Origin of the sequence: Streptomyces sp. NBC_01622 (assembly GCF_045209635.1) — a bacterium.
In the GTDB taxonomy this organism is placed as follows: domain Bacteria; phylum Actinomycetota; class Actinomycetes; order Streptomycetales; family Streptomycetaceae; genus Streptomyces.
The window spans coordinates 7,285,500-7,312,052 of record NZ_CP109293.1; the positions used below are offsets into that span (position 1 = coordinate 7,285,500).

The 26,553-nt window shown below is 69.4% G+C and carries 30 protein-coding genes; 3 read left to right on the forward strand and 27 right to left on the reverse strand.

Going from position 1 to position 26,553, the window contains the following annotated elements; genetic code table 11:
• The first annotated feature begins 2 nt into the window (after nt 1–2).
• The 3 genes from OH768_RS33605 (at nt 3) to OH768_RS33615 (ending at nt 2,932) form a co-directional block, all read left to right on the forward strand.
• Entirely contained in the window at nt 3–1,007 is a 1,005-nt protein-coding gene (locus OH768_RS33605) for a glycosyltransferase family 4 protein (protein WP_406459711.1), read from the forward strand.
• 39 nt (nt 1,008–1,046) lie between these two features.
• Nucleotides 1,047–1,856, forward strand: a complete 810-nt coding sequence (locus OH768_RS33610) for a WecB/TagA/CpsF family glycosyltransferase (RefSeq protein WP_406459712.1) — start codon at nt 1,047–1,049, stop codon at nt 1,854–1,856.
• Nucleotides 1,857–2,119: 263 nt separating this feature from the next.
• The gene (locus OH768_RS33615) at nt 2,120–2,932 is read left to right on the forward strand and encodes a class I SAM-dependent methyltransferase (protein WP_406459713.1); all 813 of its coding nucleotides are present in this window, start codon (nt 2,120–2,122) and stop codon (nt 2,930–2,932) included.
• A gap of 1,055 nt (nt 2,933–3,987) precedes the next feature.
• On the opposite strand, the gene OH768_RS33620 is transcribed toward OH768_RS33615, so the two are convergent.
• From OH768_RS33620 to OH768_RS33750, 27 genes are all read right to left on the reverse strand, one after another.
• Nucleotides 3,988–4,623: a hypothetical protein gene (locus tag OH768_RS33620; protein ID WP_406459714.1), complete on the reverse strand. Its 636-nt coding sequence runs from the start codon at nt 4,621–4,623 to the stop codon at nt 3,988–3,990.
• Nucleotides 4,620–5,108, reverse strand: coding sequence for a hypothetical protein (locus OH768_RS33625; protein ID WP_406459715.1), 489 nt, complete (start codon nt 5,106–5,108; stop codon nt 4,620–4,622). Before OH768_RS33625 ends, OH768_RS33620 begins: the two co-directional genes overlap by 4 nt.
• Nucleotides 5,105–5,644 carry a hypothetical protein gene (locus OH768_RS33630; RefSeq protein WP_406459716.1) on the reverse strand — a complete coding sequence of 180 codons (540 nt, stop codon included), beginning with the start codon at nt 5,642–5,644 and terminating at the stop codon, nt 5,105–5,107. The genes OH768_RS33625 and OH768_RS33630 overlap by 4 nt, the downstream gene beginning before the upstream one ends.
• A 1-nt stretch (nt 5,645) precedes the next feature.
• Entirely contained in the window at nt 5,646–5,870 is a 225-nt protein-coding gene (locus OH768_RS33635) for a hypothetical protein (RefSeq protein ID WP_383873481.1), read from the reverse strand.
• 141 nt (nt 5,871–6,011) lie between these two features.
• Complete coding sequence (locus tag OH768_RS33640) at nt 6,012–7,244, reverse strand: helix-turn-helix domain-containing protein (protein ID WP_406459717.1); 1,233 nt, start codon at nt 7,242–7,244, stop codon at nt 6,012–6,014.
• A 193-nt stretch (nt 7,245–7,437) separates the two neighbouring features.
• Nucleotides 7,438–8,127, reverse strand: coding sequence for a collagen-like protein (locus tag OH768_RS33645; RefSeq protein WP_406459718.1), 690 nt, complete (start codon nt 8,125–8,127; stop codon nt 7,438–7,440).
• A complete protein-coding gene (locus OH768_RS33650) occupies nt 8,124–8,456 on the reverse strand; it encodes a hypothetical protein (protein WP_266931046.1) in 333 nt (110 codons plus the stop codon). Before OH768_RS33650 ends, OH768_RS33645 begins: the two co-directional genes overlap by 4 nt.
• A gap of 52 nt (nt 8,457–8,508) precedes the next feature.
• Complete coding sequence (locus OH768_RS33655) at nt 8,509–8,829, reverse strand: hypothetical protein (protein ID WP_406459719.1); 321 nt, start codon at nt 8,827–8,829, stop codon at nt 8,509–8,511.
• A gap of 102 nt (nt 8,830–8,931) precedes the next feature.
• Nucleotides 8,932–9,858, reverse strand: a complete 927-nt coding sequence (locus OH768_RS33660) for a LysM peptidoglycan-binding domain-containing protein (protein ID WP_406459720.1) — start codon at nt 9,856–9,858, stop codon at nt 8,932–8,934.
• Nucleotides 9,855–10,115: a hypothetical protein gene (locus OH768_RS33665; protein WP_406459721.1), complete on the reverse strand. Its 261-nt coding sequence runs from the start codon at nt 10,113–10,115 to the stop codon at nt 9,855–9,857. The genes OH768_RS33660 and OH768_RS33665 overlap by 4 nt, the downstream gene beginning before the upstream one ends.
• Nucleotides 10,116–10,193: 78 nt before the next feature.
• On the reverse strand, nt 10,194–11,999 hold the full coding sequence (locus tag OH768_RS33670; protein ID WP_406459722.1) for a glycosyl hydrolase family 28-related protein: 1,806 nt from the start codon (nt 11,997–11,999) through the stop codon (nt 10,194–10,196).
• Nucleotides 12,000–12,001: 2 nt separating this feature from the next.
• Nucleotides 12,002–12,943: a hypothetical protein gene (locus tag OH768_RS33675; protein WP_406459723.1), complete on the reverse strand. Its 942-nt coding sequence runs from the start codon at nt 12,941–12,943 to the stop codon at nt 12,002–12,004.
• Between the two features lie 12 nt (nt 12,944–12,955).
• Entirely contained in the window at nt 12,956–14,116 is a 1,161-nt protein-coding gene (locus tag OH768_RS33680) for a siphovirus ReqiPepy6 Gp37-like family protein (protein WP_406459724.1), read from the reverse strand.
• 22 nt (nt 14,117–14,138) lie between these two features.
• Complete coding sequence (locus OH768_RS33685) at nt 14,139–15,119, reverse strand: phage tail protein (protein ID WP_406459725.1); 981 nt, start codon at nt 15,117–15,119, stop codon at nt 14,139–14,141.
• Entirely contained in the window at nt 15,120–18,614 is a 3,495-nt protein-coding gene (locus OH768_RS33690) for a phage tail tape measure protein (protein ID WP_406459726.1), read from the reverse strand. It abuts the gene before it with no gap.
• Nucleotides 18,615–19,075: 461 nt separating this feature from the next.
• Nucleotides 19,076–19,408: a hypothetical protein gene (locus tag OH768_RS33695; protein WP_406459727.1), complete on the reverse strand. Its 333-nt coding sequence runs from the start codon at nt 19,406–19,408 to the stop codon at nt 19,076–19,078.
• 103 nt (nt 19,409–19,511) lie between these two features.
• Nucleotides 19,512–20,159 carry a phage tail protein gene (locus OH768_RS33700; RefSeq protein WP_406459728.1) on the reverse strand — a complete coding sequence of 216 codons (648 nt, stop codon included), beginning with the start codon at nt 20,157–20,159 and terminating at the stop codon, nt 19,512–19,514.
• An 80-nt stretch (nt 20,160–20,239) separates the two neighbouring features.
• Nucleotides 20,240–20,647: a hypothetical protein gene (locus OH768_RS33705; RefSeq protein WP_406459729.1), complete on the reverse strand. Its 408-nt coding sequence runs from the start codon at nt 20,645–20,647 to the stop codon at nt 20,240–20,242.
• The gene (locus OH768_RS33710; protein ID WP_406459730.1) at nt 20,647–20,913 is read right to left on the reverse strand and encodes a hypothetical protein; all 267 of its coding nucleotides are present in this window, start codon (nt 20,911–20,913) and stop codon (nt 20,647–20,649) included. The genes OH768_RS33705 and OH768_RS33710 overlap by 1 nt, the downstream gene beginning before the upstream one ends.
• A 6-nt stretch (nt 20,914–20,919) precedes the next feature.
• Complete coding sequence (locus OH768_RS33715; RefSeq protein WP_406459731.1) at nt 20,920–21,279, reverse strand: hypothetical protein; 360 nt, start codon at nt 21,277–21,279, stop codon at nt 20,920–20,922.
• Entirely contained in the window at nt 21,276–21,692 is a 417-nt protein-coding gene (locus OH768_RS33720; RefSeq protein WP_406459732.1) for a hypothetical protein, read from the reverse strand. Before OH768_RS33720 ends, OH768_RS33715 begins: the two co-directional genes overlap by 4 nt.
• A gap of 4 nt (nt 21,693–21,696) precedes the next feature.
• On the reverse strand, nt 21,697–22,026 hold the full coding sequence (locus OH768_RS33725; protein ID WP_406459733.1) for a hypothetical protein: 330 nt from the start codon (nt 22,024–22,026) through the stop codon (nt 21,697–21,699).
• The gene (locus OH768_RS33730; protein ID WP_406459734.1) at nt 22,023–23,075 is read right to left on the reverse strand and encodes a major capsid protein; all 1,053 of its coding nucleotides are present in this window, start codon (nt 23,073–23,075) and stop codon (nt 22,023–22,025) included. The genes OH768_RS33725 and OH768_RS33730 overlap by 4 nt, the downstream gene beginning before the upstream one ends.
• Before the next feature lie 16 nt (nt 23,076–23,091).
• The gene (locus tag OH768_RS33735) at nt 23,092–23,484 is read right to left on the reverse strand and encodes a head decoration protein (protein ID WP_406459735.1); all 393 of its coding nucleotides are present in this window, start codon (nt 23,482–23,484) and stop codon (nt 23,092–23,094) included.
• A gap of 18 nt (nt 23,485–23,502) precedes the next feature.
• On the reverse strand, nt 23,503–24,246 hold the full coding sequence (locus OH768_RS33740) for a hypothetical protein (RefSeq protein ID WP_406459736.1): 744 nt from the start codon (nt 24,244–24,246) through the stop codon (nt 23,503–23,505).
• A 74-nt stretch (nt 24,247–24,320) separates the two neighbouring features.
• Entirely contained in the window at nt 24,321–25,118 is a 798-nt protein-coding gene (locus OH768_RS33745; RefSeq protein WP_406459737.1) for a hypothetical protein, read from the reverse strand.
• The gene (locus tag OH768_RS33750) at nt 25,111–26,550 is read right to left on the reverse strand and encodes a phage portal protein (protein ID WP_406459738.1); all 1,440 of its coding nucleotides are present in this window, start codon (nt 26,548–26,550) and stop codon (nt 25,111–25,113) included. Before OH768_RS33750 ends, OH768_RS33745 begins: the two co-directional genes overlap by 8 nt.
• Between the last annotated feature and the right edge of the window lie 3 nt (nt 26,551–26,553).

Here is a 26,553-nt window from a genome sequence, read left to right on the forward strand (position 1 = left end):
GAATGGGGCGAGCCGCGGAATTCTTCACGCCGGTCGTGGAGTCGTGCTGCCGGGTCGTCGCAGTCGTCTCCCTTTCCGCGGACCGCACCGGATCCATGAAGTTCAAGGCGACCTGGCTGGCTGGGGCGGCCGCGACGGTGGGCGCCGTTGTGCGTTGCGCCCGTGCGCTGACGGTGATGTCACCGAGCGCGATCTATCTCCCGATCTCCCAGTGGGGCCTGCCGCTCCTGCGCGACGCCGTCATCACCCTGCTCGCCAGGGCATTCCGCTGCGCCCCCGTGATGCATCTCCACGGCTCTCAACTTCCCGCGCGACTGCGCTCGAACCCGTTTCTGAGAAAGGCGCTCGGGGGCAGTCATTGGTTGGTACTCAGTGAGAACGTGGCGGAAGATATCAGGGCGTCCGGTTGCCGAGTCGCATCCGTGCAAGTGATGAGAAATCCCGCGCCCACGGGCGCCGTCTCGACCCGTCCATCGGATTCCGGTGGACGCTTGCGCGTCGGCTGGTTGGGGACGATGCACAGGAGTAAAGGCTTCGACATCGTCTGCGATGCGGTGGCGGGATTGAAACGAACAGGCGCCCTCGTGGAGTTCTCGGTCGCAGGAATGCGCAGTGACGTACCACCTCATTACATGTCGTGCGTGGACGAGGACCTCGGCGTACTGGCACCGGAGGAGGTTCATTCGTTCTGGTCCGGGATCGATGTCTTCGTCCTGCCCGCTCGATGGGCAGAAGGACTTCCCTTCGTGCTGCTCGAAGGCCTTCAGGTGGGCTGCGCCGTGGCCGCGACATGGTCGCCCGGCAGCGCGGAACTGTTCAGTCGGGATTGTGTGGAGCAGATCGACAGCACCGTCGAATCGGTCACCGATTTCCTGACGCTGTGCATGGCCGATATCGACGGTGTCCGGCATCGGCAACAGAAGGCCTGGGAAGAACTCCGCCCGCTCTACGATCCGGACACGGTCAGGGATACGTTCTCACGGATCTGGCGGGACACGAATTTCTGAGTGGCGGTAATGGGAATGGGGGGTGAACGGAGAGACAGCGTGTCCACACCCGAACCGCCGGAACACCACGGGTCGACAAGGCCGATGGGCCCCCGCCCGCCCGTGACGGTGTGCGGGCTGCCCGTCCACCCACTCACCCTTCACGAGTCGGTGGCGGCCGCCGAGGCACTGATCGCGGACGGCCGCTCCCACCAGCACGTCGTGCTGAACGCCGCCAAGATCGTCCAGGCCCACGACGACCCGGAACTGGCCCGGATCATCCGCTCGTGCTCGCTCGTCAACGCCGACGGGCAGTCGGTTGTGTGGGCGGGCCGCCTCCTGGGAAGCCCGCTGCCCGAGCGGGTCGCGGGCATCGACTTCATGCTGGCGCTGTGGCGCAGCGCCGCACGCAACGGATACCGCGTGTACCTCCTGGGCGCCGAACCGGCCGTGGTCGAGGAGACCGCGCGCATCGCCGCCGGGCAGGGCGTCGAGGTCATCGGATACCGGGACGGCTACTGGGACGAGGCCGAGGAGCCGCGGGTGGTGGCGGCCGTGCGCGAGGCCCGCCCGGACGTCCTGTTCCTCGCCGTGCCGAGTCCGCGCAAGGAGTACTTCCTCGCCCGCCGGCAGAAGGACCTGGGCTGTGCCCTGGTGGTCGGTGTCGGCGGATCCTTCGACGTGGTGGCGGGACTCCGCAGCAGGGCACCGCGGTGGATGCGGCGCGCCGGCCTTGAGTGGTTCCACCGGCTGGTCCAGGAGCCGCGCCGCATGTTCGTGCGCTACGCGGTGGGCAACACCCGATTCGTAGCCCTCACCGCCTTGTACTGGGCGCGGCTGTTGACTGGCCGCCGCGGAGGCGACGCGTAGGGCCGACGGCCCGCGGAGCGCGTTTTCCGGCTGTTGTACCGCCGCAGCTGGTGCAGCAGCCGGCCGCGTGCTCACGGCAACATACGGCTGACCTTGTCATGATCTCCCGTGCGAGCCTCCAGTACCGTAAGCGAATTGTCACCACCGCGGAGAGTCCGGCCTCAAAGGGTTGGTGCGGAATACTTGCGGCCGGATGTGTGAATTACGCTTCCCGATCTCCGTGGAGCCGGCCGTGAAGACAGTCTCCGGAATACTGTCCCGGCATGACTGAAACCTTGAGTAGGTCCACAATTGGGCACCTTCAAGAACGCGCCCACGGAGATGGTCATGATTATGTGAAAGGTTCTCCACATATCCGGCATCACCATATCCGCGAGCGAGTGGTCTCGGGCGTGCACAACCTGGTGGGTAAGGTCATCGAACGGAATGGCCAGTGCCGGGTCCTCGAGGTCGGCGCCGGGCATGGAACCTTCACCGACCATCTGGTGGCGGCCGGGGCGAAGGTCGAGGTGACGGAGATGAGCGCCCCCAGCGCGGCGGTTCTTCGGCACCGTTTCCGGAACAATCCGCACGTCACCGTCATTCATGACCCTGAAGGAAAGGCGATCTTCCGCCCGGAGTCGCTCGACGCCGTGGTGTGCATCTCTGTACTTCACCATATCCCGGACTACCTGGGTGCCGTCGAACATCTCGTTCAACGTATTGTTCCCGGCGGTGTTTTCTTCAGCATTCAGGACCCCTTGTGGTATCCGCGCAGGTCGGGACTTTCCATGAACCTGGATCACGGCGCTTATCTTCTTTGGAGGCTCGGCCAGGGTGAACTGCGCCGTGGCCTGGCCACCAGGGTGCGCCGCCTGCGCGGCCGCTACGACGAGACGAACGAGGCGGATATGTCGGAGTACCACGTCGTCCGGCAGGGAGTGGACGAGGTGGCCCTGCAGGGGCTCCTGGCACCGGTGTTTCACGATGTGGAGCTGGAACGTTACTGGTCGACGCAGTCAGGAGTGCTGCAGGCGCTGGGGGAACGATTCGCTCCTGCCACCACATTCGGGCTCGTCGCACGGAACCGCCGCTGATCACCGTTCCGTCCAAGACGGACCCCCGTGGAATGGCTCCGAGGCAGGAGGATCGGAGTCCGGGCGCGCGACGAAGGTCAGCAACGGGCCGCCGGCCGCCCCACTGATCAAGGCGGACGGTCTGAAGCCCGGCAGCCTTCTCTTCCCCGGGGACAAAGGCGGCCTGCGGGGTCGGTCTTGCGGCGTGTCCGGGACAAGGCCCGCAAGGCCGTCCTGCCCGAGCACAAGTACAGCTCTCCGACCGGCAAGCGCGTATACGACCTTCGCGGCCTGTCTGACCACCTGGCTCAACCATGGCGTCCCGCCCGCGAGGTTTCCGGGTGGGTCGGCAACAGCGTGTCGGTCCTGCTCGCAACGTACGCCCGATGGATCAGGCCTGCTCGCCGCGCTCCAGCAGCGCATCGAAGGCCCCCGGCGACTCCCGCCAGCCTCTCCTGGCAGCGAGACCGTACCCAGAACTTCGGGAAGTCTTCGGGAAGTACACCCGCCAAAACCCGTGTGGATCCGTTCCCATCCGGACTGCCGCCCTCGCCACCAGAGCGTCGGCCCGGCCTTACGCCACCGCGCCCACTAAAATGTCCCTGACCAGCAAAAACGCCCTCCGAAGGGAGGGCGGAAACATTACATGGGCAGAGCGCCCCCGGCAGGACTCGAACCTGCGGCCAAGCGCTTAGAAGGTGTGCGAGGTTTAGCGATGTGCTCACCTGCGTTTATGCAGGTCGCCTCAGACCACACTAAAGAAAGGCGCTTGGCCTGAGATTCTTGGGACTTTGACGCGATCCGAGCGGCTGAACTGAGCCCGCCCCGGTCGCCACTGTACGGGCGTCCGGGGCGGTCAGGGTGCGGCTCCGTGCTTGGGACGGAACGGGCCTCGCGCGTGAGGGACCTACCGCACCCGCATGGGGGCGCCGGTTAACCATCGCTAACCGGCGCGTGAGGGTGATCCCCTGATCGTTGCATATGCCAAACACAGGTCAAAATTCGAACCTGCATTCGAATGTTGAGCGGATCGCCCGGCGGGACGTCGGGGGAGCGTCGACCGCCGGGCGACCCTGTCATCGGGAGCGCGCGAGTTCGCGCTGCAGGTCGACGAGCGTGCAGCCGTGCAGGGACCGCACGAGCTGCCCGGCGAGCACCCACCGCGCGGCCTGCGTGCCGTAGGCGACGACGTCCTTATTCGCAGTGCGCACCGGGTGCCCGAACGCCGACTGCGACCAGATGCGCCCGTACACCGCGCACACGTCGCTCTCGCGGACCCGTAGGGCGACACTGCTGTCGACGAGGTGCGGGCACTGTACGACTGCCTTACCCGCGCACGGCAGGCAGAGCGGCGGGTGCGTCGTCATCAGGTTCTCGGGCCACCGGTCCCAGTCGCCCCGGTGATCCTCGACCAGCCACAGCACGCCGCGGCTGTCGCGGCTCGCCGGCATCCCGCACACCTGACACATGAGGTACTGCATCGCCACGCGCTGTCGCTCGGGGTGCACCTCGCCGTACCGCGGGCGGCCGACGCCCTGCGCGAGGGCGCGGCCGTTCCACAGCACGCCGAATTGGTCGCGATCCTCGGGCGCCTCGTCAACGAACGCGATGCCGCCCCGAGCCGAGTACACAACCCTGCGGGTGTGCCGCTGCTCGCCGCTCCATGCCGCGATGAACGGGACGACGTCCGGCCGGGCCGGTGCCGTTGTCACGAGGCACCCCCGACGGCGCGACCCACGTCGGCGAGGGCGAAGAACAGGCGGCCGGTCTCGCGCGCGTGATTCCGGTACTCGTCGACCTCGGCGAGCGTGGCGACTTGCGACAGCTCGTCGATCCCGACCGCGAGCAGCGTGCAGCCGCACCCTTCGACCGCGCGCACCCATCTGGGGTGCTGCACCTTGAGCGCGTAGCCGGTCTCTCGGAACCAGAGCAGCGCCACGCCGCGGCGCAGGGTCAGCCGCATGCCGACGTTGGGTACCGGCTCGCCGGACCGGCGGGCGCCGAGCGACTGCGCCACCTGTCGCATGGTGGCCTCGACGGCGGCCGGGTCGACGTCGTCGAACTGCGGTGCCTGATAGGTGAGCATCAGGCAGGGGATCAGCACGCCGTCGTCTGTCTCCTCGACCCACGTGCGCACGTTGACCGACATGAGCGTCGAGAGGGGTACAGCCTCGGCGACCGGCGCCTCGGTGGTCATCGGGTGCCGTCCATGGCCATGCTCGCCCCGGCGGCCGCGAACGCCTCGTACAGCGCCGTGCCGTCCGTGAGCGAGGTGCCCGGCGGCACGATCCACGAGCGGGCGTTCAGCGTGTGCGGGACGACGACGGCGGGTGGCGGCACCCGCAGCAGCTCGCCCTCGGCGACGACGGTCGCGTCGTCCTGGTCCCACTCGGCGGCCGAGCCGAGCGGCACGAGCACCTCGACGTGCGCCTCGGTGTGCAGCACGGGTCCGACCTCGACGCCCGCAGTGCGCAGCGCGGTGACCGTGCGCCACCCGCGCGACCGTTCCATGCGGACGACGTCCCACCCGCGGCCCGTGGGCAGCTCGGCGAGCTGCCCCTGATCCCACAGTGCGAGGGTCTGCGTCACACTCGCGCCGCTGTCCCTGATCCAGTCGAGGGACACGAACCCGTCGAACCCGCCGGCTGCCTCGGCGAGGTGCGCTCGGCGGATGTGGTCCTGTGTGCTGCGTGCTGTCGGTGCGCTCTGCGGCAGCGCGTCATTCGTAGTCACGTCACTCGCTCCGCTCGGGAGTAGTCGGGGGGATCGACTCGACGAGCAGTCGCCCGAGTTCGGCGTGCAACAGTGCGGCGTCGTCATAGGTCAGTACGAGGTCGCCCTCGCCGACTCGGTCGCCGTTCTTGCCTACGGTGAGCGGGATCGCGACGCGTCCGGCTGCTGTGCGCCGTAACGGTCCGCTGCGGTCGATGCGTACGCCCTGCGAGGGGTTCGCGGTCACGCCGACACTCCCTCGCCGAACTCGCTGAGTCGTCGTCATGACACGGACGGTAGAAGGGAAACAGAGAGGCGACCCGGAACATTCTTCCGGGTCGCCTCTTGTTCCGGGTGTCAACTCACGCCGACCGCCCGCCTGTTCGAGCTACGCGAGCACGCCGACGTGCTCGGCGATGCGGTGCAGGTCTTGCCGCATCTGCGGCCGCGGGCGCTTCAAGAGCGTCTGCACAGCCTCGCGCACGAGCGGGAAGTACCGGATCTCTTCGGGTGACGCTTCCATGATCTGTTTGAGCATGTAGAGCGTGCCGAAGTCGTCGCCGGTCAGCCGGTGCGCGTGCATCACCTCGACGAGGTACCGCGTCGTGCGTTCGAGCGGCAGCACGCCGCCCGGCGCGGGCACCTCGACGTCGTCGGCAAGGCGCAACGCCTCGGACGCGTCGCCCTCTTCGGCCGCGAGGTGCACGCCGTGCATGCTCACGTTGGTCGGCCCGAACGAGGTGTGAAAGTCGTTCCGGTCGACGCCGAGGCGCCGCGCGACCTCGTTCGCCTGCGTCAGCAGATCCCACGCCGTCGGCGCCTTGCTGTCACGCACGGCGGCGATGACCGCGGCGAGGTGCAGCGCGCCGTACGCCGAGAGGTGCTCGGGGGTGGCGTCGTCGCCGGGCCGGCAGTGCCCGATCGTGCTGCGCGCGAGGTCGAGCGAGTCGGCGACTTCGCCGCTCGACGTGAGGATGCCGCACACGTTCCATGCCGAGGCGGCGATCAGGGCGGGGTCGCCCGTGTCGTCGGCGATCTGCATCGCCCGGTCGGCGGCGCGCAGCGACAGCTTGCGCTCGCCCACGCGCCGTAGGAACACCTGATGCAGGTGCAGCAGAGACACGAGTGCGCGGGTCGCGTCGAGTTCTGCCTCGCCGCTCGTCGCGCGCAGCGTGGCGTACGCCTCGGCGAGCAGTCCGGGCAGCATGCCGCCGACGGGGGCGTACCGCTCGGTCTCGGTCTCGTAGATGCCCCACGTTTCGACGACGCGCTCGCCGAGCTGCTGCGCGGTGTACGGGTCGCCGGGCAGTCCGAGCCCGAGGTGCGACGGTGGGGCGTTCAGCGCTCGTCGGATGGCGGGTACCGAGGGGTGCTCGGGTCCGCCGACGAGGCTTAGGTCGATCGCCGATCCGACGAGGTCGGCGACGTTGTCGAGGTTCAGTTCGCGGGCGAGCCGGATGAGCATGGACAGCGAGTCGATACCGATCACGTTGCGCTCGACCTTGCTGAGCCAGTCCTCGGAACGACCGACGAGACCAGCGAGCGCAGCCTGCGACTTGCCGGCCTTGACGCGGTAGTACCTGATCCGCTCCCCGGTCGTCATGACAGATGGATTGATCATGGATTCCCCTTGATGGGCGTAGAGCACTCGTCAACCAGCGTACGGCCGTGACGGGTTGCTGCGCGTCGGTCATACTGGGAATCGCCCCTTCGGGGAGCACTCACCCGGCCCCCGCCGCGCCCTGCGACGGGGGCCGACGAACGCACAAAAGCGCCCCTGCCCGGCCGTGAGGCCAGACAGGGGCGCAGTGCTGTCATGCGATGCGGCGTCGCTCGGCGGGCAGCCCGAGCAGCGACGACGACGGGTTCGGGTCCGGCGACGGGTCGCTCGGCTGCGGGGCGCCGTCGCGCCTGCAGACGAGGGCGTCGGGATCCCATGACGGCGCCTGCAGGCTGTACCCGTCCGGGCACGTCTGCCCGTCGCGTCCGTCTGTTCCGTCCTCGCCGTTCTGCCCGTCTTGCCCGGCCGGTCCGTCGGGACCGGGTGGGCCGGCGGGTCCAGTAGGACCGACCGGCCCCTGCGGACCGGTGACCGTGTCGCCGGGATCGCCCTGCGGGCCGGTTGCTCCGGGCGCCGGGGTGATCGTGGGCGCCGCCTTGCCGGGCTCGCCCTGCGGTCCGCGAGGACCGGCCGGACCGGGGATCGGTACCGGCACCTCGGCCCGCCGCGGTAGATCCTCAACCGCCCGCGCCGGGTCCGGCGCGGCCGGCGTCTTTCCCTCGGCCTTGATCTGCTCGCGCAGCACCCGCACGTCGCCGGCGAGCGTCGTCACCGCGTCGCCGCGCAGGTTCGCCTCGGCGATCGCCTCCCTACGGGCGGACGACTCGGCGTCGATGCGGAGCCACACGAGGACAACCGCACCCGACAGCACGAGCAGCACGGCGGCGACCGCGAGCGACCGCCAACGCTGCGCGAGGATCGGCTGAGCATGACGTCGCGTCACGTGGGTTGCCCTCCAAGCTCGACGATCCGGTCGCGTAGCTGCCTGTTCTCGCTCGTGAGCGCCGTGATCTGCCCCTGCAGCGCCGCTTTGTCGGCGCGCTCACTGGCGAGTTCGGCGTACGCCGCGGCGAGCTTCACATCGTTCTCGGAGATCTGCCGCGCGAGCTTGTCTCGCTCTTCCTGCAGGTTGTCGACGAGCGTCGAGTACCCGCCGAGCACGGCGCCGGACTGCGAGGCAGCGTTCGCCCCGCGGTGTCCGATCAGTGCAGCGGCGGCCGCCGCGAGCCCGACGACGATCACGCCGACCGCGCTGAGCGTCGCAGCGTCCACGCGCTACCTCCGGGTTGTGCAGTGGGGTGTGACCGGGGCCGTAAGGCCGGTGTCACCCGCTCGTCGAGTCGCCGCCGAGGTACCGCGCGCCGTCGACCGGTTCGAGCGCCTCGAACCTGGGATAGGCCGGCGGCCGCGCCCACCCGAGGAACACACCCGCGAGGTTCTGCAGGAATGTGCCCGACAGCCGCTCGCCGAGCAGTTCGAGCAGCCTGAACACGAGGTAGTACGCGATGCCGGCCGCGACTGTCACGGCGGCCGTGACGGTGGTCGAGTCGATGTCGAACCCGGCGCGTGCGACCAGGGCGAGCAGCAGCCCGACGAGGTACGGCACGGCGGTTCTCATGAACGAGACGAACAGACCAGTAGGCATAGCGGATCCGTTTCTGACGATCGAATGTTGACGGTCAGTGACCGGACCGGGTGGAGCTCCACCCGATCCGATCACTGTGTGTGCTACTTCGGGGAGTTGAGGTCAGGCGACGACGGTGAACCCGTGCGCCGCGCCGAGCCGCTTGAGCGACGTCATGCCGGGCAGCCCGTCGGCGTCGGCGCCGCTGTATCCGTAGCGGCGCTGCAGCAGCGCGTACGCGCTCTTCGTGGCCGTTCCGGCGTGCCCGTCGGCGTACTGCTTCGCGAGCAGTCCCTCGGACACGAGGGCGCCCTCGACGTACTCGACGGCGGCGTACGAGACCGGTGTGCCGCTCTTCGGCGGGTCCGTCTTGAACGCCTTCACGAGCTTGGCGAGGCTGACAACCTTCTTCGTCGACGTGCCCGCGGGCAGCTTGAGTTCCTTGCCCGCGGCGAGTTTGTCGACGTCCTTGATCCCGTTCAGGCCGGCGAGAACCTTGACGGTCGTCTTGTGCGCGGCGGCGATCTCGCCGAGGGTGTCGCCGGCCTTGACGGTGTACGTCGACGAGGACGTCGCCGACCCCGAGCTGCTGCTCGCCGCCTTGTACTTGGGACGGCCGTACCCGGCGATGTCCGCCTCGGTCCGCACCCTGCGCGCGCAGATGTTCGCGGTGTTGCCCTCGATCGTGTAGACGAGGCTGCCCGACACCGAGGTCACGATGCCGACGTGATCGATCTTCCCGATCTCGTTCGTGCCCGACCAGTCGAAGAACACGATGTCACCGCGCTTGATCCCCTTCGCGCCGGCGTGCCACTGCCCGGCCGACTTGAAGCGCTGCGCGTGCGCCACGGTGTACGCGTAGTCGGTGCCGAAGCACACCGCCTCGTACTCGCCCGACTCGACCGCGGCGCGGGTGATCGTGGCGTTGCACCATGGGAAGTTGTAGGCGTACGCCGAGCCGTTCCTCTGCCGGTACCACGTCTGTATCGCGTTCGGCTCGCCGGTACCGATCCACCGCTCGACCGCCCTGATCATGCCGTCGACGCTCATGCGGACGCGCCCCCCTTCGCGGTGTCGTCGCCCTCGGCGGTTGCGTCCTGGTCGACGCCGTCGACGTCCTCGACCGCCTCGTCGCCGACGGTCTCGGGGCCGGTGTAGAACCCGGCCATGTCCGGGGCGCCGTGCACCTGCGCGAGCAGCGCCTGCTCGTCGTCGACGGTCGGGCCGTTGCCGGTCCGCACGAGGTGCTGCGCCTGCTCTTCCTGATCGCCGAGCCGCTCGGGGATCGGCCGGTCTGTGTCACCCATGGGTGAGCCCCTTCCTGGGCATGAAAAATGCCCCTGCCGTGTCGGCGAGGGGCGAGCGTGAGGTGCGGCGGCGTCGGGTTACGCGGGCTCGAACAGCACCCACGCCACGACGGACGTTTCGGTGTTGCTGCTCGACGTGATCGTGAAACCGACGCCGGGGTTCTTCGTGACCGACAGGTGCCCGAGGGCGCCGCCGCCCGCCTGCCGGAACGGCGCGACGCGGGTGTTCGCGGTCACGGACGCGTTCGCCACGGTGACCGTTCCTGCGACGAGGGTCGAGACGCCCATGCGGGCGCCTGCGCCTTCCTTGATCGCGACACCGCCGCCGGCCGAGCCGAGGTTCAGTGCCTTCGGCGTGCCGTCCCAGATGTTCCACACGCCGCCGGACTGCCCGGACGCGACGGCGGCGTACCCGCCGACGTTCAGGTTCCCGGCGACGTCGCTCGGCGGGGCGAACACGTTGACCGGCGCCGCGGTCGTGCCGGTGCGCTCGGCGATGTTCAGCCCGCGGCGCAGTACCGCGTTACCGCCGCCGTCCGACCAGCCTGCAGCGTCGGCGTGCAGGAAACCCGAGGCGACCGACACGTACGCCGAATCCTCGACGCGCACGCCGTACTGCGGAGAGTTGGCCTGCGTGCCGTTGTCGTCAGTGCCCGGATAGCAGGTGAGCATGCCCACGATGACCGGCACCCCGGCCGTGTCCACCTTGAGCCCGGCGTACGCACCGCCGCCCAATCCGCCGTTGCGGCCGTCGCGGCGGGTGAGCAGGTTCTCGATCTGCAGCGGGGCGTTCCCGACCGCGTCGACCAACACGCCGTTGAACCCGTTCCGGTCCGTCGAGCAGCCCGACAGCAGCATGCCGCCCGAGCCGGTGCCGGTCGCCCAATCGCCGGTCAGGTGATAGCCGTTGTTCCCGTTCCACTCGGCGCGGCAGCCGATCGCGTGCGAGTTCGCGGCGTTGATGATGTTGAACCCGTTCGCGAAGTTGCCGATCGCCTGACAGTCGATCATCGTGAGGTCGGTCATGATCTGCACCGACAGACCGTGCCCGGCGTTGTTGTCGAGCATCACGCGGTGCAGGCGCCACGAGTACGGGTTGATTCCCTCGTTCTCGCCGCAGTAGATGCCGTTCCCGCTGCACTGCCGCACGGTGAAGTCGCGCAGCCCGACGTTCTGAATGTTCCCCTTCGCGGACAGCCCGTCGACCCCGGATCCCACGGGCAGATCGCGACCGTCGATCATCACGTTCAAGATGCGGTGCTCGGCGCTGATCGTCGAGTACCCACCGGTCGCGGCGTCGACGAGTTCGATAACCGCCTCGCCCTCGAACGACGCGAGCGGCTTGAGGTAGCACGGCGGGTCGGTCAATCCGGGCACAGTCATGAGGTTCGTGTGCGTGCCCTGCAGGGTGACCGCGGGCGGGATCGTGAGCGGCTCACTCGTCCGGTAGGCGCCGGCCGGCAGATAGACGATGCCGCCCATCGGCGCCGCGGCGAGCGCTGCCTGAATCGCGGCGGTGTCGTCCGCAGCGTTGTCGCCGATCGCGCCGAAGTCGCGGACGTTCAGCCAGTCCCGTACAGAGCCGGCCGCCGCCTCGGCGGTGCCGATGTTGTGCGCCTCGATCCACGCGCGCGTGCTGCCGCCTGCGTCGGCCCACATGCCCTCGACGCCGTCGGGCCCGAAGAACCGAGGCAGGAACCCGTACTCGTCGGTCGTGACCGTCGTGATCGGCGTGCTGCCTGCGTCGAGCAGATCGGCGTACGGCGTGCCGCCGGTCGACTGGTCGTAGAAGGTGACGACCGAGCCGGCGGCGACACCCCACAGACCGTCGGAAGGGCGCACGACAAAGTCGCCGATGCCTGCGCCGAACTCGTGGCGAGCCATGATCAGTCCACCACCCAACTAATGCCGGATCCGGGAAGCACGTATTCACCCTTCGCGATGCTCGGATGCTGCGACAGCCACACTTGACCGGGGCGGTCCGTTGCGGCCGAGTAGATGGTCAGGCGACTGATCTCGACGCCGGTCGTGTAGCAAATGGCGTACTGGTCGCGGTTGGGATGCCGGTAGGCGGCCGGGATCAGCACGGGCAGTCGGGACTCGTCGCCGCCCGCGAGCGTGCCGGCCGCGCGCTGGAAGCTGCCGAGGCGCAAGTGCACGTTGCCGTTGCGCTTCTGCAACACGCTCTCGGTGCCGATAGTCCACGCGGACAGCGGGGAATTGATGCCGATCACGCCCGAGTCGTCGAACAAACCGGCCCAAGAGTCGCCGGTCCACACCCGCACGCGCCCGGTGTTCGTCTCGAAACACATCTCGCCCGGCGCCGGGTTCGGGTTCCTGGTCGACGAGGTGCACGGCCGGATGCGGACGCCGACGTACAGCTCGTTACGGGCGACGGTGACCGAGTTCGCCCCGGACACGAGACTGACGTTCCCGAGCGGCACCTCGAACGTGCCCGTGTCGCCCGTGTTCTGCGTGAGGGCGGGGGCGCCGCCGCCGGGAGCGCCCGCCTTGACGACGGCGCGCACAGTCCAGTCGGACCGGTCCAGCCGCAGCACGACCCGGTCGACCCTCGTCGACCCGCTGCTGTTCGCGGTGACCGGCAGGTTCAGCGTTGACGTGCCGGACGTCCACGCGTGCCCGCGCACCGAGGCGTAGACGTTGGCGCGCAGGTTCACAGACAGGCCGGTACCGGGCGTCACGACGGCGGCGTCGCCGGGTTCCCCGTACACGCCGTCGCCGCTGAAACGGGCGGCGATCTTCTCGTACTCGGTGTCAGTGACCGCCCTGTCGTTGTGGGCCGGACTCGGCCATGAGTCTTGAGCCACGCGGAAGCCTCCTTATCGGGTTTCGAGCCGGCCGAGTCGGCGGCCGAGCGTGCGCAGGGCTTTGACCATCGCGGGATCGGTCGTCGCTTCCGGCGAGCCGATCAGCGTCGTCACGTACTCGCCCGAGTTGGGGGTCGCCTGCAGGTGGATGGAGCGCACAAGGTTCGCGATCTCGACGCCGTACGGAAGAGCGACGGTGACCCTGTCGCCGAGATCGAAGTCGCGGCCGGCCTTGAGATCCTCGGTGTCAACCGTGACCGTGGCGAGTTCGACCGGTGCGGCGCCGCCGGCGATCTCTTCCTTACCGGCCTGCGTCAGTTCCCCGTTCGTGTCGTTCTCCGCCGAGCCGTCGACGTACTTCTCGACGCGCCACCAGGACGCAGCCGCTGCAGCGTCGGCAGCCTGCACGTACACGCGCCCCGTCGTGCCGGTCTCCGGTTCGGTACCGGCGATCAGTGCGTGCGTGACGTCCGGCGCGGACTGCTTCACTTGGATCGAGCGCAGGTTGCCCAGACCGATACTGAACCGCGCCGTCGCCGTCAGATCGCGCGGCTGATAGCAGCCGAACAGAATCTGCGTCGCCGACTGCCGCGTGCGAAACCCGATCGCGCCGCCGTCGACGGCGATGCGCCTGCAGGTGTCGAGCAGCGCCTCGAACCGCGTCTTGACGGTGGTCGAGGCGCCCACGCCGGCGACGCTGTCGAGCGCGAAGTTCGCGATGCGCCGCTCGGCGCGGGCGCCCGGACCGCAGTTCTCATTGACCAGGGCCCGAATGATCGTCTCGGCGTTCGTGCTGGCGATCTGCCGGTACGTGTTGGCGAGCTGCGCCGTCCACGCGTTCGCCGGGGTGGGCCACGTGATGTATCCGGCCACGATGGCGAGGTCGTCGGAGAAACTGACGGTGACCCGTCCCGAGCCCGGCGACTCGGTGACCGACCACGAGAAATCGGCGGGGATCTCCAGCGGGCCGGACATCCACACCGCGCCGTCCCGTATGAGCACGAGCCGGTTGCCGGGCTGCAGTTGAGCCATGATGTCCGGCCGCGCCGGTAGGTCGACCGAGCCCGAGCCTGGCTCGTTGAACTTCTTCGTCGCGTCGAGGTTCGTCCAGCCGTCGAGCGGGTCGCCCTGCACGTCGAGGTTCTTGTCGGTGATGAGCAGTTGCACGGCCACCGGTTCCGCCGCTCCCTTCGGTTCAGGCTGTCTCGTACCTCGGGTTGAACCGCAGATCGACGGCGCTGCCGGGGCCCGAGCCGTTCAACAGGAACGTGACCGGGTTCTTGCCGGGGGCGAGCCCCCACAGAACGGCGCTCGGCCAGTCGAGCGCACCGACCCAGTTCGAACCGTCCTGGTAGCGCACGGTCGGCGGGTCCGTAGAGATCGTGACTTGCTGGCCGGCGAGCAGGTTGCCGTGCCCGACCGCCGTCGGGTCGACCGAGAACGACTCGCCGGTGCCCTCGTGCGTGAACGTGATCAGGCTCGCGGGACCGGTGACGGTCCACTTCGGCCACACGATCACGTCGCCGGGGTTCGTGACCTCGGTCTCGCCGAGCACCTGCGACGACGAGATCGTCGGGTACGGCGTGAAGAACGAACTCAGGCTGCCGGTTTCCCGGTGCACGGCGACCTCGACCGGGTCGACCCAGTAAGGGTCTTCACACCACAGCGAGATCGCTGCGGCGTCCGAGACGATCCCGGACCCCTTCGAGCCGCGCCCCTCGAACCCCTCGCGGTAGTAGACGGCGATCCGCCGCCGCGTGCCGTCCGGCCGGGCGATCTCCAACCATCCCGGCGTGCGCTTACCGTCCGGTCCTTCGCGCAGGGTGCGCGTGAACGCGGTCGCGAGCGCGCGCCATCGGCCGATGAACTCGACGTGCGTCTCGCCGTAGACGTACAGCGGCCACACGATCGCCCTCGGCTGCGCACTGGCGTACCGCAGCCGCGCGCCGCCCCGCGGGTGCGCATCGGTGGTCAACTCGTACGGTGTCGCGCCGAGCCCGGACACGCCGTCGGCGAGTGTGAACCAGCCGGCCGCCTCGTCGTTCAGCGGCCATACCTTGCCGGTCGGGTCGGTGTACGTGGCTGTCGCGAACCCGATCTCGGGTAGGGGGACCGGCGTACTGCCGCCCCCGCCCGTGGGGGGCGGGGTGACAACCGGTGCGGTGATCAGCGGCATTTAACGCGGCCTCCCCACCCGAGCGAGCGCATCCTGTCGCCGCTGCAGCAGCTCCAGATCGCGCACGGTCATGTCGAGCGTGCGCGGATAGATGTTGTACGTGTGGCCCGAGTCGACGGCCGTCTGCCCACCGCCGGACGGCAGCGCCGCCCGCACCGCCGCGGCGGCCGGTACCGGCTGCTGCAGGCTCCGGGCCATGGTCCGCACCATCGCGGCGCCGACCGCTGTGATCGACGAGTCGTGATCGAGCACGGTCTGCCCGCCGCCGAACTGCAGCAGCTCGGGCCCGTTCTCGCCGACCCATGCGACCTCGCCCGGCCGGGGGCGGCCGCCGCCTGCGTACCCGCCGGGGCGGTTGTACGCCGAGGCGAGCGAGCCGTACCTCGACAGCGCGTACCGCATCGAGGCGTACACGTTGGCGAGCGGATCCCACACGCCGCGGCCGCGCAGCTTCCCGGCGTACGCGTTGAACGTCGGGTCGATGACCTGCATCAGGCCCTTCGACGGAACGCCGTTCTTCGCGTTGATGTCCCAATTGTTGATGGCGCGCGGGTTACCGCCGCTCTCTTGGTTCATCCTGCGCAGGGTGGTCCCGAGCAGACTCGACGGTTGCCCGACGAGCTTGAGCGCCTGCAGGACAACGCCCGACCAGCGCTTGACGCCCGAGCCGCCGACGTCGCCCGACGAGCCGCCGAACATGCTCGTCGCGGCGTTGACGACCTTGTCTTTCAGGCCCGTGAGCATCTTGATCGGGACCTTCCCGATCATCTGCGCGACCTTGCTCTGCCCGATCTTCGCGATCTTGTCGCGGATGAACTTGGTCGCCTTGTCCCACAGCTTGCCGGGGTTCGACAGGAAGTCGACGCCGTCCATCACGACGCCGCCGACCTTCTTCGCCTTGTCGACTGTCCAGTCGACTGCCGACCCGCCCCAACCTTTGAGCGTGTCGACGACGCCGCCGCCGGCGAACTTCTGTACCGGCAGCTCGCCGTACTGGTTGATGTACTGCAGGGTGCTGAACCCGACCTTGCGGGCCGACGAGCGCTTGACGACGAACTCGTCGGCCATCATGAGCGCCGGGATCGAGTCCCTACCGGGAACGCCGCCGTGAGTGCGGCCGCCCTCGGCGAGCAGCTTCGGAGCGGCCGGCAGCTTGCCGAGACCGACAAAACCGGCGACCTTATCCCAGACCGCTTTAATGCCCTTCGTATACACCCATTCAATTACAAAGTTGACGGGTGTTTTCGTGAGCGACTTGATCTTTCCGAACGCCGTGCCGATCGCGTCCTTCGCCTTGCCGAACGCGTCGCCGACCAGCCGTACGGCGCTCTTGATCCTGTCGAACTGCGGCTTGAGCGCGTTGTTATACAGCCACGACGCGACCGAACCGATCCCGTCGAACGCCGGCTTGATCGCGTTGCGGTACAGCCACGTGCCGACCGAACCGACGGCGCGCAGCCCTGTCTTGACGTACTCGAAATAGATCTTGACCCCGCTCCACCACCACGAGGCGAGCGTCACGATCCCGCGGAACGCCGGGGCGATCGCCTTGTTCCACAGCCACGAGGCGGCGGCGCCGAGGGCGGACAGACCGGCCTTGACGAACCCGAAATAGACCTTGACGCCGGCCCACCACCACGAGGCGAGCGCGACGATCCCGCGGAACGCCGGGCCGATCGCGTTGTTCCACAGCCACCCAGCGATCGCGCCGAGCGCCTTGAACGCGATCACGAGCGGCGCAATCACGATGACGGCGAGGACGGTGAACAGCACCTTGCCCGCGGTCGCGATCGCCGAGAAAACCGGCGACAGGACCGTCGACCACAGCCACACCGCGGCCGTGCCGATCGCCTGCAGTCCGATCTTGAGGTACTCGAACCCTGGCTTGAGCGCGCCGTTCCACAGCAGATCCCAGCCGGCTTTTATCCCGGACCATGCCGCTTGCACCGCGGTCCGGAACCAAGTCACCTTGTTGTACGCGACGATCGCGGCGGCGACGAGCGCGAGGATCCCGACGACGATCAAACCGACGGGGTTCGCCGACATGACCGCGTTCAAGATGCCCTGCGCCACGGCCCACCCGCGGGTGACCGCCGTCGCCGCGAGGATCACGCCGCGATAGATCGAGAACGCGGCAGTCATGCCCCACGTGGCGATCGTGGACGCGCCGGCCACGACGGCGACGCCGCCGATCGCGACGCCGAGCGGGATGAGCCACGCGCCGTATTCCTTGACCCACTGCACGCCGCCGGCGAACGCGTCGCCGACACCCTTCGCGGCGGGCACGAGGACGTTCACGAGGGCGCCGCCGACCGTCTGCGCGGGCGGCAGCACGTAGTCGTTCAGGAACGTGCCGAACGACTTGAGCGCGGGCAGCGCGTACTTGTCCGCGAAGTTGGCGAGCCCCTGCAGCGCCTGCCGCTTGAACACCTCGATCTGATTCGCGGCGGTGTTGTGCAGGGTCTTGCCCATCTTGTCGGCCGCGCCGCCGACCTTGCCGAGCCCGTCGGCCGCCTTGCTCGGGTCGAGCGCGAACAACGCCTGCCCGAGATCCTCGCTCTGCGTTCCGAAGAGCGCGACCGCCGCCTGCGACTGCAGAACCGGATCCTTGATCCCGCGCAGCCGGTCGAGGGTGAGGTCGAGCACGCCGTTCGCGGACTTGCCACCCTTGGCGAACTTCGCCGCCATGTCGTCGGCGTTGAGCCCGAGCATCTTGAACCCGGCCGCCGACGTCTTGCTGCCGTCGACCGCCCGGATCGAGAACTCTTTGATGCTGTCGGCGACGAGGTCGCCGTCGCGGGCACCCGCCTGCAACCCCTGATTGATCAGACCGATCGCGGTCGAGCCGGACAGACCAGCCTTGCGCCATTGCGTCGAGTACTCGTTGACCGTGTCGATCAGGTCGCCGGCCTTATCGGCGCCCGACTGGAACCCGGCCGTGAGTAGGTCGAACCCTTCCTTGCCGTTCTTGACGAGCCCGGTCCGGATGAGCTGCCCGACCGCCTTTGTCGACTCGCCGACGTCGGCGTCGAACGTCTCGGCGAGGTTCAGCGCCGCCTTGCTGAGCCCGGCGATTTCCTTCTTCGGGGCGTTGATCGAGGCGACGCCGTTCTGCGCGAGCGCCTTGAGCGAGTCGTTCACTTGGTCGATCGACTCGCCGTACCCCTTGGAGTACACCGAGCCCGCGATCTTCCCGGCGCGCGCCGACTCTTTCTCGGTGAGCCCGAGCTGCGCGCCCAACTTCGCGTTGCTCTTGTCCTGCGCGACCGCCTCGGCGAACCCGGCGGCGAACAGCACGCCCGCCCCGGCGGCGACGCCGACGACACCCTTTTTCAGGGCGCCGCCGATGCCGCCGAGGAACCCCTGCCCGGCGTCCTGCCCGGCCGAGGTGCCGGCCCGCGCGGACTCGCCGCTGATCTGCTGATTGAGCAGCCGGCCGAACCCGCGTGCCTCGGGCACGACGGACACGTACCCGACGCCGACCTCGACCGGCATGCGTCATTCCCCCTTGGTCTGCGCGAGGATGTGCTCGTACGCCGCTTTCGCGCGCGCCTTGTCCTGGTCGGCCTGCGCCTCGTCGGGCACCGGGTCGCCCGGCCGCCACGACGGTTTGGGCCACGGCAGCGCACTGCCGCCCTTCTTCGGGTCGCGGTTGGCGTTGACGAACGCCGTCAGCAGCAGCGCGAGCAGATCGCGCGTGTCGGCCGCCGCGTAGTCGAGCTGCCGCCACGCGTGCCCGTTGTTCGCGCGGGCGGTCGCCCCGTCGGGAGGAAGGTTCTCGACCAGGACGCGCAGCAGCCGCAGCGTTATCTCGCCTCGCCAGTAGGCGGCGAGCGGACCGCCCGGCCCGTAATCGGGGTAGTGGTGGGCGAGATCCGCCTCGACGGCCTCGGGGTGCTCGCCGAGGACGTCGAGGACGGTGTACGAGTAGGTCTCGACGACGTCGTCGCCGTCGCCTACCCCTTCGTAGGGCGCACCTTCTGCACCTTGTCCTGCGCCTCATTGCGGATGCCGACGTACAGCAGCATCACGCTGTTGACGTCGCCGCCGGCCGCGAGGAACTCGTCGAACTGGTCGCCGAGCAGGATGCGCGCGCCGGCCTCGTCGCCCTTCGCCTCGTTGAGATCCTGCTGCACGTCGTCGGGCGTGAAGATCGGATGCGGGAAGCTGAACACGGCGGGCGCCTCTTCGGGCCCGACCTCGAACTCGACCCGCTCGCCGCCGACCGCGTCGACGTACGAGCGCTTGACGGTCTCCAGCCGGTACCGCGCCTTGCCGGGCTTGCTCATGATCGTGTCTCTCTCTCGGGTGAGCTGCGGGTGAGCATGTGAGGGCGAGGGGCGGTCGGGGCTCACCCAGAACCGCCGCCCCCCGCCCGATCAGGGGGTGCCGCTATGCGGCGAGGGAGCGCCACCCCGGCCCGTCGACCCAGTTGCGGCACGACGTGCCGACGACCGAGTCGCGGTAGGCGTTGAAGGTGACCGGGCGCTGCGTCTCCGTGCTGCGCGCCCACTGCTCGTCGTCCTTCGAGGTGAGCCGGGCGCGCGGGAAGAACTTGACGACGTAGATCTCTCCGCCGTCGTCGCCGTAGTCGAGCCCGATGAACAGCAGCCGGCGGAACGGGTTCGCCGGGCTGCCCGCCCGGTCCCACTGCCACGCGGTACCCATGGCGGGCAGCGCGCCGGTACCCGACAGCGGCAGTCCCTCGAACAGGGCGACGGTCGCCGCGTTCGTCTCCTGTGGCGCGAACTGCGCCGACAGCACGTCCGATTCGACGTCCGATCGGGTCGGCTCGACGGACTGCGACGAGGTGACGTCGGACATCGAGAGGTCGGACGTGAACGTGAGCCCGTCGTCGGTGGTGTAGCCGACCGGCACGTACCCGGCGGGGATCGTCGCGAGGGTGCCGTCGGCCTCGGTGAACGGAGCGGTGACCGCCGATGCCGAGTAGTCGGCGGCGAACACGGCCTGTACGAGCTGCTTGCGGATGTACTCGGTGTGCAGCCCGGTTTCGAGCGACACCGGGGTCGGTGTGGACATGCTGTGTCCCTCCATGGGAAAACCCCCGGCCGTCGAGCGGTCCGGGGGCGAGTGGTCAGGGTTGGCGGGTGAGCGCGTGATCAGGGGGCGGCGAGGGCGCGGCCGCGCAGGGACACCTCGACGGCGAACGAGCTGCGTTCCTGCCCGCTCACCGGGTCGGGTGCCGAGTCCGGCCCGCCGACGTCGACGACGTCGTACGCCACCGCGCCGCGCCACCCTGGGATCGCGAACACGAGCGCCCGCACGACCTTGACGAGGTCGGCGACGGCGCCCTCGTCGGGCCCCCAACAGTGGATGTCCAGCCGCGGCCGGTCCGTGACTCGGTCGAGCCGGCTGCCGCCGACCCGCTCGATCCGCACGAACCGAGCCGGCCTCGCGCTCGGTACTCGGGTGACGACCGGTACGTCGTCGCCCCGCTCGACGAGTGCCGTCCGCAGGTACCGGCGCACGATGTCGACGCCGTCGGGGAACTCGACCGGCGCCGCCATCACTCGACCCCGCGTGCGGCGTCGAGGGCGCGCAGCAGTGCCCGCCGCGACACCTCGGGGTCGTTGGTCGAGTAGTCGCCGATCACGGCGCCTCGGGCCCGGCGGTCGCCGGTCTCGACGTCGACTCGGAACTGCCCGCCGGCCTCGGATGCCGAGGCGGCCGCGGCGGCGACTGCCCTCGTCTTCCGCTCGATCAGTGCCCGCATTTCCGGCGTGCGCAGGAACGAGGCGATGTTCTGCCGGTTGGGTACGAACCTGTTCGCCACGGCCGGTCACCCCTCGACGCTCTTGAGCCTGATCTCGTAGTGGTGGAACTCGGCCGGCGTGTAGGCCGGACCGGGTGGGCCGATCACCTCGAACGACAGCTCGCCCCACTGCACGCGTGCCGAGCCGTGCACCGTGAGCGAGGCGCCGGCGGTGTCGACCGGGTTGCAGATCATGAGCCATTCGCCGATCTGCGCCGACCGCTGGTCGGTGTCCTCGGCGCCCGTGTTCTGCTGCAGCCACGCGGCGACCTCGGCGTGCGTCGTCGCGCCCGGCGACCAGTCGTCGACCTCGTTCTCGTACCGGTCGGTCGTCCGGCCGGGGTGCTCGACGTCGACGAGGTGCGGCAGCATCTCGTCGGGGATCACAGCAACCGCCGCCCGAAGCACGCCGGGTCGGTTCGCCACCCCGGCAGCCCCTCGTCGACGAGCCCGAGCGAGTACGCCGCGTCGGCGTCCGGGTCGGTCTCGTCCTCGGGCTGCAGTTGGGCGATCTCGTCCTCGGTGAGGTACAGCCCGCCGTCCTCCCCGAGCGACTCGGAGTACTGCCCGATCGTGCGCTGCCGGTACCCGCCGGGGTTGGCCATGACCCGCCGGACGACCGCGACGCAGATCGCCCGCAGCGTCGCCTCGTCGGGCGTGTGCCCGCTCGGGATGTGCCGCCGCATGATCGCCGTCGCGTCGTCGAGGTACGCCTCGACCTGCGCCCGTTTCGGGCTGCCCTCGGGGAGGGTGACGGCGGCGCGCGCGGTGTAGTCGCCGACTGTTGCGAACGCCGCCATCGCCCTACTCCTTCGGCTGCTCGGGCTCGACGACGCCGGCCGCCTCGGCGGCCGCGATGATGTCCTCGCGGCTCGCGTCGGCGGCGACCTCGACGTCGTGCTGCTCGGCGAACGCACGCCACGCGTCGACGCCCGAGCCACGGCCCGAACGAGGCGGTGCCTCGTCGCCGGTACCGCCGCCCTCGCCCGTGGGCGTGGGCGCCTCGGCCGAGGAATCGGCGTCGGTCCACGCGTGGTCGCCGATCCGCTTCGCGACGGCGGCGGGCACCTCGCTGTCGGGCCCGTACGCCTTACCGTCGACGTGCACGTACGCGATCAGTCGCCGCCCGCTCATGCGATCACCTGCGCCTTGAAGGTCAGGTTCGGCTCGCGCAGGATCGGCAGACCGACCGCCGCGGCGTGCGTCCACAGCCGGATCGGATCCTTGCTCTTGTACGTCGCCGCGACGACGCCGGGCTGCTCGCTCGCGACGAGGCTGTACTCGGATTCGAGCGCCTCGGCGGTCGTGCCGAGCAGCGTCGCCCCGAGTTCGGTCGGCTGCCCCGCGGTCGTCGCGCCCGCCTCGGGCAGCAGCGCGATCGCGTTCGCCGGCGTGATCCGGGTCGAGACGCCGTCGACCTTGACGCGCGCGTCGTACACCTCGAACGGCGGCAGATTCAGCGAACGCAGCACACTGTTCGCCTGCTCGGCGTTCAGCATCGGCGCCGTGCCCGCCGGGGCGAGCGGGAACACCTGCCGAATCACCTGCTCGCACATCGCGAAGTGCTCGACGACCGCGTTCGGCGCGAGGATCACGGCCGGCGACTCGCCGTTCGTGTCCTCGTACGTGTTGACCCACGAGCGCAGGTCAGTGAGCGGCGTCGCGTTCGCGTGATCCGACCACAGCGTCGCGGCGACGACCGAGTGCGAGGCGGACCGGCCGAAGTCGACCGTCTGCTGCAGCTCGGTGACCGGCGCCTGCGCGTTGACGAGTGCCTGCCCGCGCACGACCTCGAACCGCGCGCCGATGTTGCGGGCGAGGCGCTGCGCGTCACGCGCGATCAGCCGCAGCACGCGCTCGTCGTTCTGGTCGAGCTTCCGCAGCCGCAGCCGGTCGTACTCGTTCAGCGGGATCTTTTCGGAGATCGGGGGCAGCTCGCCCATGACCTTGCCGATCCCCTCGCGGCGGCCGATCTTCGACTCGGCGTCCCACGAGCGGAACGACGCAGTCTCGGCGAGCCCGCCGCCGCCCTTGGTGTACTCGTACGCGATGTCGTCGACCTCGACGTTCGGCAGCCACCGCGACAGCGTGAAGCGGTTCACCTGCAGATCGGCGAGTGCCTGACGAATCAGGCCGGTGAGTTCGGTCGGTTCGATGAACTCAGTGTCGAGAGTCCAGCTCATCTCAGATCATCCCCTCTCAGACGAACCGGATCGTGCCGGCGACGTCGGTCTTACCGGCGGCGTCGACGGCGACGGGCAGACGCGATGCGCGCACCTTGCCGTGCGTGAGCATCGCGGCCGATGGGTCAACGGTGGTGACGTCGGGCGCCTTCACCGCGGCGTACAGGAACCCGACGAGGGTCGCCCGGCCGTCAACCGCGGCGTTGTCGTACGGCCCGTACTTGCCCGGCGTCGCGGTGATCTCGCCGAGCGGGATGCCCGACTTGAAATACCCGTCGGGGTAGTGGGTGGCCTTCGTGAATGCCGAGGTGTCGAGCGAGATCGTCTCGGTCGAGTCCGTGCCGTGCGCGGACCCGAGCCACGACTGATCATCCGACCCGAACATCTCAGTCGTCTGACCGAGAATCATGGTCTTTCCTCCGTGTTTTCAGCTCTTGTCGGAACCCTTGCCGAGCAGCTCGCGGTACAGCTCGCGGCCGGCGTCGACGCCGCCGCTCTTGCTGCTGCCGCCCTTGCGTCCGCCGCGGCGGGCTCCCTGGTCGAATCCGCCGCCGCGGCGACGGCGCGTGTCGCGCCCGCCCTCGCGGTCGTCGTCCTCGTCGTTCTCGTCCTTGCCGGACTTCTTCGGGGCGAGCCGGTCGACGAGTTCGGCGATCGCGTCCTCGTCGACCTCGCCCTCGTCGTCGACGTACCGGCGCAGGTTGACGTCGTCGGCGACGTCCTTCGCGTTGTCGAGACGCCCCTTAGCGGCGGCGAGGAACGCCGAGCGGGCGACCCTCTCGCCGGACTTCACCCGTTCCTGCGCCACGGCGGCCGCGACCGCCTCGTCGACCTTCTTGTCGGCCTCGCTCATGCCCTCGCGCTTCAGCCGGGCGAGTTCCTTCGCCGACCCGGCGTTCGCCTTCGCGCGCGCCTCGTGCTTCTTCGCGAGCGCCTTCCACTTCGCGGCCTCGGCCTTGTCGTCGGCCTTGTCGTCGCCCTCGCCGCCCTCGTCGCCGTCGCCGTCGCCGTCGTCGTCGTCCGTGTCGGAATCGTCGTCGCCGTCCTGGTCGCCGTCCTGGTCGCCGCCGTCGGCGTACCAGTAGGGCGAGAACGGGGTGACCGCGTAGGGGTGCGACCAGCCGGCTTCCGATTCGATGCCGGGCAGGGTGGGCAGCGTGCGCGTGCGCATGGTGGTGTCTCCCGTGTCGGGGTGGGTGAGCGGGTGCGTGCGCCGTGTCGGCGCGGGATTCACGAGCCGGTCGACTACGTGAGGTCGTCCGGTCCGGTGAACTCGTGACGGCGGACCGCGAGCAGCGGGCCGTACTCGCCGTGTTGTCGGGTGATGATCACGTCGCGGTAGTCGGGGGCGCGGCCGCCCGCGTCCGACTCCCCGGTGCCTTTCGCGACAGCGTCGTGCGCCTCGCGCAGCAGCGCCTCGTCGATGACGTGCCCCGGATCCTTGCTGCCGACGAGCGGCTCGACCTTGCAGTCGCAGCCGGGGTGAATCGGCATGAGGTTCTCGACCCGGTACCGCTGTGTGCTCGCGAGCGTGCACAGCGCGCAGTTCTTCGTGCCGGTGAGCCGGCGCCGGAAGAACCGCGCCCCGCCTCGCTGCATGGACTGCTGCGCGGCGTGCGTACGGGCGAGCTGCAGGTCGGTCTCGGTGATGGACAGCAGCCGCGTACGCCCCTCGGCGACCGCCTGCGCGTACGCCTTGCCCTTGCTGAGTGCCGTCCACGTGCTGACGAACGGGCGCGTGTACACCTCGGCCGGGTCGACGCCGCGCAGCGCCTCGGGCAGTTGCACGCCGGCCGGCGCCGCGGCGGTGCCGAGCATGTCGGCGATCATCGCCGACAGGTACGCGTCGGTGATCTGCCCCATCTGCGCCTGCGCCGCGAGCACGGTCGGCAGCACTTGCTCGATGTACGCCGCGGCGTCGCCGTCGCGGTGCCCGCCGAGGCTGTCGAACGCGTCGAGGACGAACTGAATCACCCGCGCCCGCAGCGACGTCGACAGGGAGTCGTACCGCTCGGTGAGCGCCGTCTGCAGCGCCTCACCCACCGGTACCCGCTCCCTCGTCGTCGGGCAGGTTGCCCGCCGTCGGCGCCGGGTTCGCGGGCAGCAGCGAGGCGGCGAGCAGCTTCTGCGCCGCGGCGCCGCCCGCGATCCTGCGCACGCGCTGCGGTGTCTCGCCGAGATCCTCGGCGATGACGTCGAGCGGGTAGCCGATGCTCGACAGCTTGGTCGCGGCGTCCGCCTGCACAGCCGGACTCAGGTACTGCGGGTTCGCCCAACGCACCGTTGCCTCGGTGTAGTCCTCGGACACACCCGCCTGCGCGGCCGCGAGGGACATGACCTCTTCGAGTCCCTCGCCGAACGCGGCGATGTGCTCGCGCACCTTCGCGACGTGCATGATGTCGAGTGCCGAGACCGTGTCGGCGCTGATGTTGATCAGGTCGCTCGCGTAGTAGTACGCGGGTGTCTGCGACAAGATCAGCATGTCGCGCACGTCGGACTCGTGCTCTTTGAGGAACCCTGTCAGGTCGGTTGCGTCGAGCTGCCCGAACTGCGCGTTCTCGCCCTCGCTCACCCATACCGTGTTCGGGCCCGGCGTGAACGGCTGCTCGACGACAGTGAGCCCGGTGTCGGGATCCTTGCGCCGAGCGAACTTGTGCCCGCGCACCCACTTCTGCCGAAACCCGCTGTACCGGCTCGCGGCCATGCGGTTCAGCACGCCCATGTTCACGCGATCCTGCGTGTCCAGCACGCACGCGAACTCGGGCTCGGGGTCCTCGCCCAAATCCGGCATGCGGGCGAACTCGACGAGAGGCATCCGACCGAGGTCGTGCGGCTCACCCTCGTCGCTGTCGCCGACGTACACCCACGAGTCCGGCCCCCACGGCAGCCGGCGGCCGCTGCACCGCTCGGTGCTGCGGTACGGGAACGAGCGGTCGTCGTACAGCACGCGGGCGTACGCGTAGCCGTCGATGTCGTTGTGATACGCCTTCAACCCGACGAGCGGCTCACCGGTCTCGGGGTCGTACTCGACGACGCACTCGCTCGGGTGCTCGGGCGTGATGAGCGGGCTCGGCCGACGGTTGTCTTCCGTCCTGGTCGGATGCGGTCCGACGAGCATGTACCCGACCGACTGCGCCATCGAGCAGCGCCATACGAGTTTCTGCCGCGAGTCGAGGCGGTTCGCCTGCCACCATCGCGACGCCCGGTCGTCCGGCTCGCCGTCGGGCCCGGTCACGCCGAGGGCGAGCAGCCGGTGCACCGACGCGCCCGCGATCAGTCCGCAGAAGTTCGTGCGCGCCTTGCGCTGAAAGTCGATGAACGCCGCCTCGGCGTTCTTCGGCAACTGCGGCAGAGGCGGCCGGCCGCGGTAGTACAGCCACCACTCGTCGAGCTGTCCTACCCGCTTACGCAGTCGACGCCCGAGGCGCAACAGCATGTAATCCGGGTTGTCTAGCTCCGGAGTCTCGTCGAGCACAGC

What these genes read in the sequence shown, in the direction of transcription:
- OH768_RS33605 (WP_406459711.1), top strand. Translation starts at nt 3, where the DNA reads ATGGGGCGAGCCGCGGAATTCTTCACGCCGGTCGTGGAGTCGTGCTGC.
- OH768_RS33615 (WP_406459713.1), top strand. Translation starts at nt 2,120, where the DNA reads ATGACTGAAACCTTGAGTAGGTCCACAATTGGGCACCTTCAAGAACGC.
- OH768_RS33625 (WP_406459715.1), bottom strand. Translation starts at nt 5,108, where the DNA reads ATGACCACCGAGGCGCCGGTCGCCGAGGCTGTACCCCTCTCGACGCTC.
- OH768_RS33640 (WP_406459717.1), bottom strand. Translation starts at nt 7,244, where the DNA reads ATGATCAATCCATCTGTCATGACGACCGGGGAGCGGATCAGGTACTAC.
- OH768_RS33655 (WP_406459719.1), bottom strand. Translation starts at nt 8,829, where the DNA reads ATGCCTACTGGTCTGTTCGTCTCGTTCATGAGAACCGCCGTGCCGTAC.
- OH768_RS33660 (WP_406459720.1), bottom strand. Translation starts at nt 9,858, where the DNA reads ATGAGCGTCGACGGCATGATCAGGGCGGTCGAGCGGTGGATCGGTACC.
- OH768_RS33665 (WP_406459721.1), bottom strand. Translation starts at nt 10,115, where the DNA reads ATGGGTGACACAGACCGGCCGATCCCCGAGCGGCTCGGCGATCAGGAA.
- OH768_RS33670 (WP_406459722.1), bottom strand. Translation starts at nt 11,999, where the DNA reads ATGGCTCGCCACGAGTTCGGCGCAGGCATCGGCGACTTTGTCGTGCGC.
- OH768_RS33685 (WP_406459725.1), bottom strand. Translation starts at nt 15,119, where the DNA reads ATGCCGCTGATCACCGCACCGGTTGTCACCCCGCCCCCCACGGGCGGG.
- OH768_RS33690 (WP_406459726.1), bottom strand. Translation starts at nt 18,614, where the DNA reads ATGCCGGTCGAGGTCGGCGTCGGGTACGTGTCCGTCGTGCCCGAGGCA.
- OH768_RS33695 (WP_406459727.1), bottom strand. Translation starts at nt 19,408, where the DNA reads ATGAGCAAGCCCGGCAAGGCGCGGTACCGGCTGGAGACCGTCAAGCGC.
- OH768_RS33700 (WP_406459728.1), bottom strand. Translation starts at nt 20,159, where the DNA reads ATGTCCACACCGACCCCGGTGTCGCTCGAAACCGGGCTGCACACCGAG.
- OH768_RS33705 (WP_406459729.1), bottom strand. Translation starts at nt 20,647, where the DNA reads ATGGCGGCGCCGGTCGAGTTCCCCGACGGCGTCGACATCGTGCGCCGG.
- OH768_RS33720 (WP_406459732.1), bottom strand. Translation starts at nt 21,692, where the DNA reads ATGGCGGCGTTCGCAACAGTCGGCGACTACACCGCGCGCGCCGCCGTC.
- OH768_RS33725 (WP_406459733.1), bottom strand. Translation starts at nt 22,026, where the DNA reads ATGAGCGGGCGGCGACTGATCGCGTACGTGCACGTCGACGGTAAGGCG.
- OH768_RS33730 (WP_406459734.1), bottom strand. Translation starts at nt 23,075, where the DNA reads ATGAGCTGGACTCTCGACACTGAGTTCATCGAACCGACCGAACTCACC.
- OH768_RS33735 (WP_406459735.1), bottom strand. Translation starts at nt 23,484, where the DNA reads ATGATTCTCGGTCAGACGACTGAGATGTTCGGGTCGGATGATCAGTCG.
- OH768_RS33740 (WP_406459736.1), bottom strand. Translation starts at nt 24,246, where the DNA reads ATGCGCACGCGCACGCTGCCCACCCTGCCCGGCATCGAATCGGAAGCC.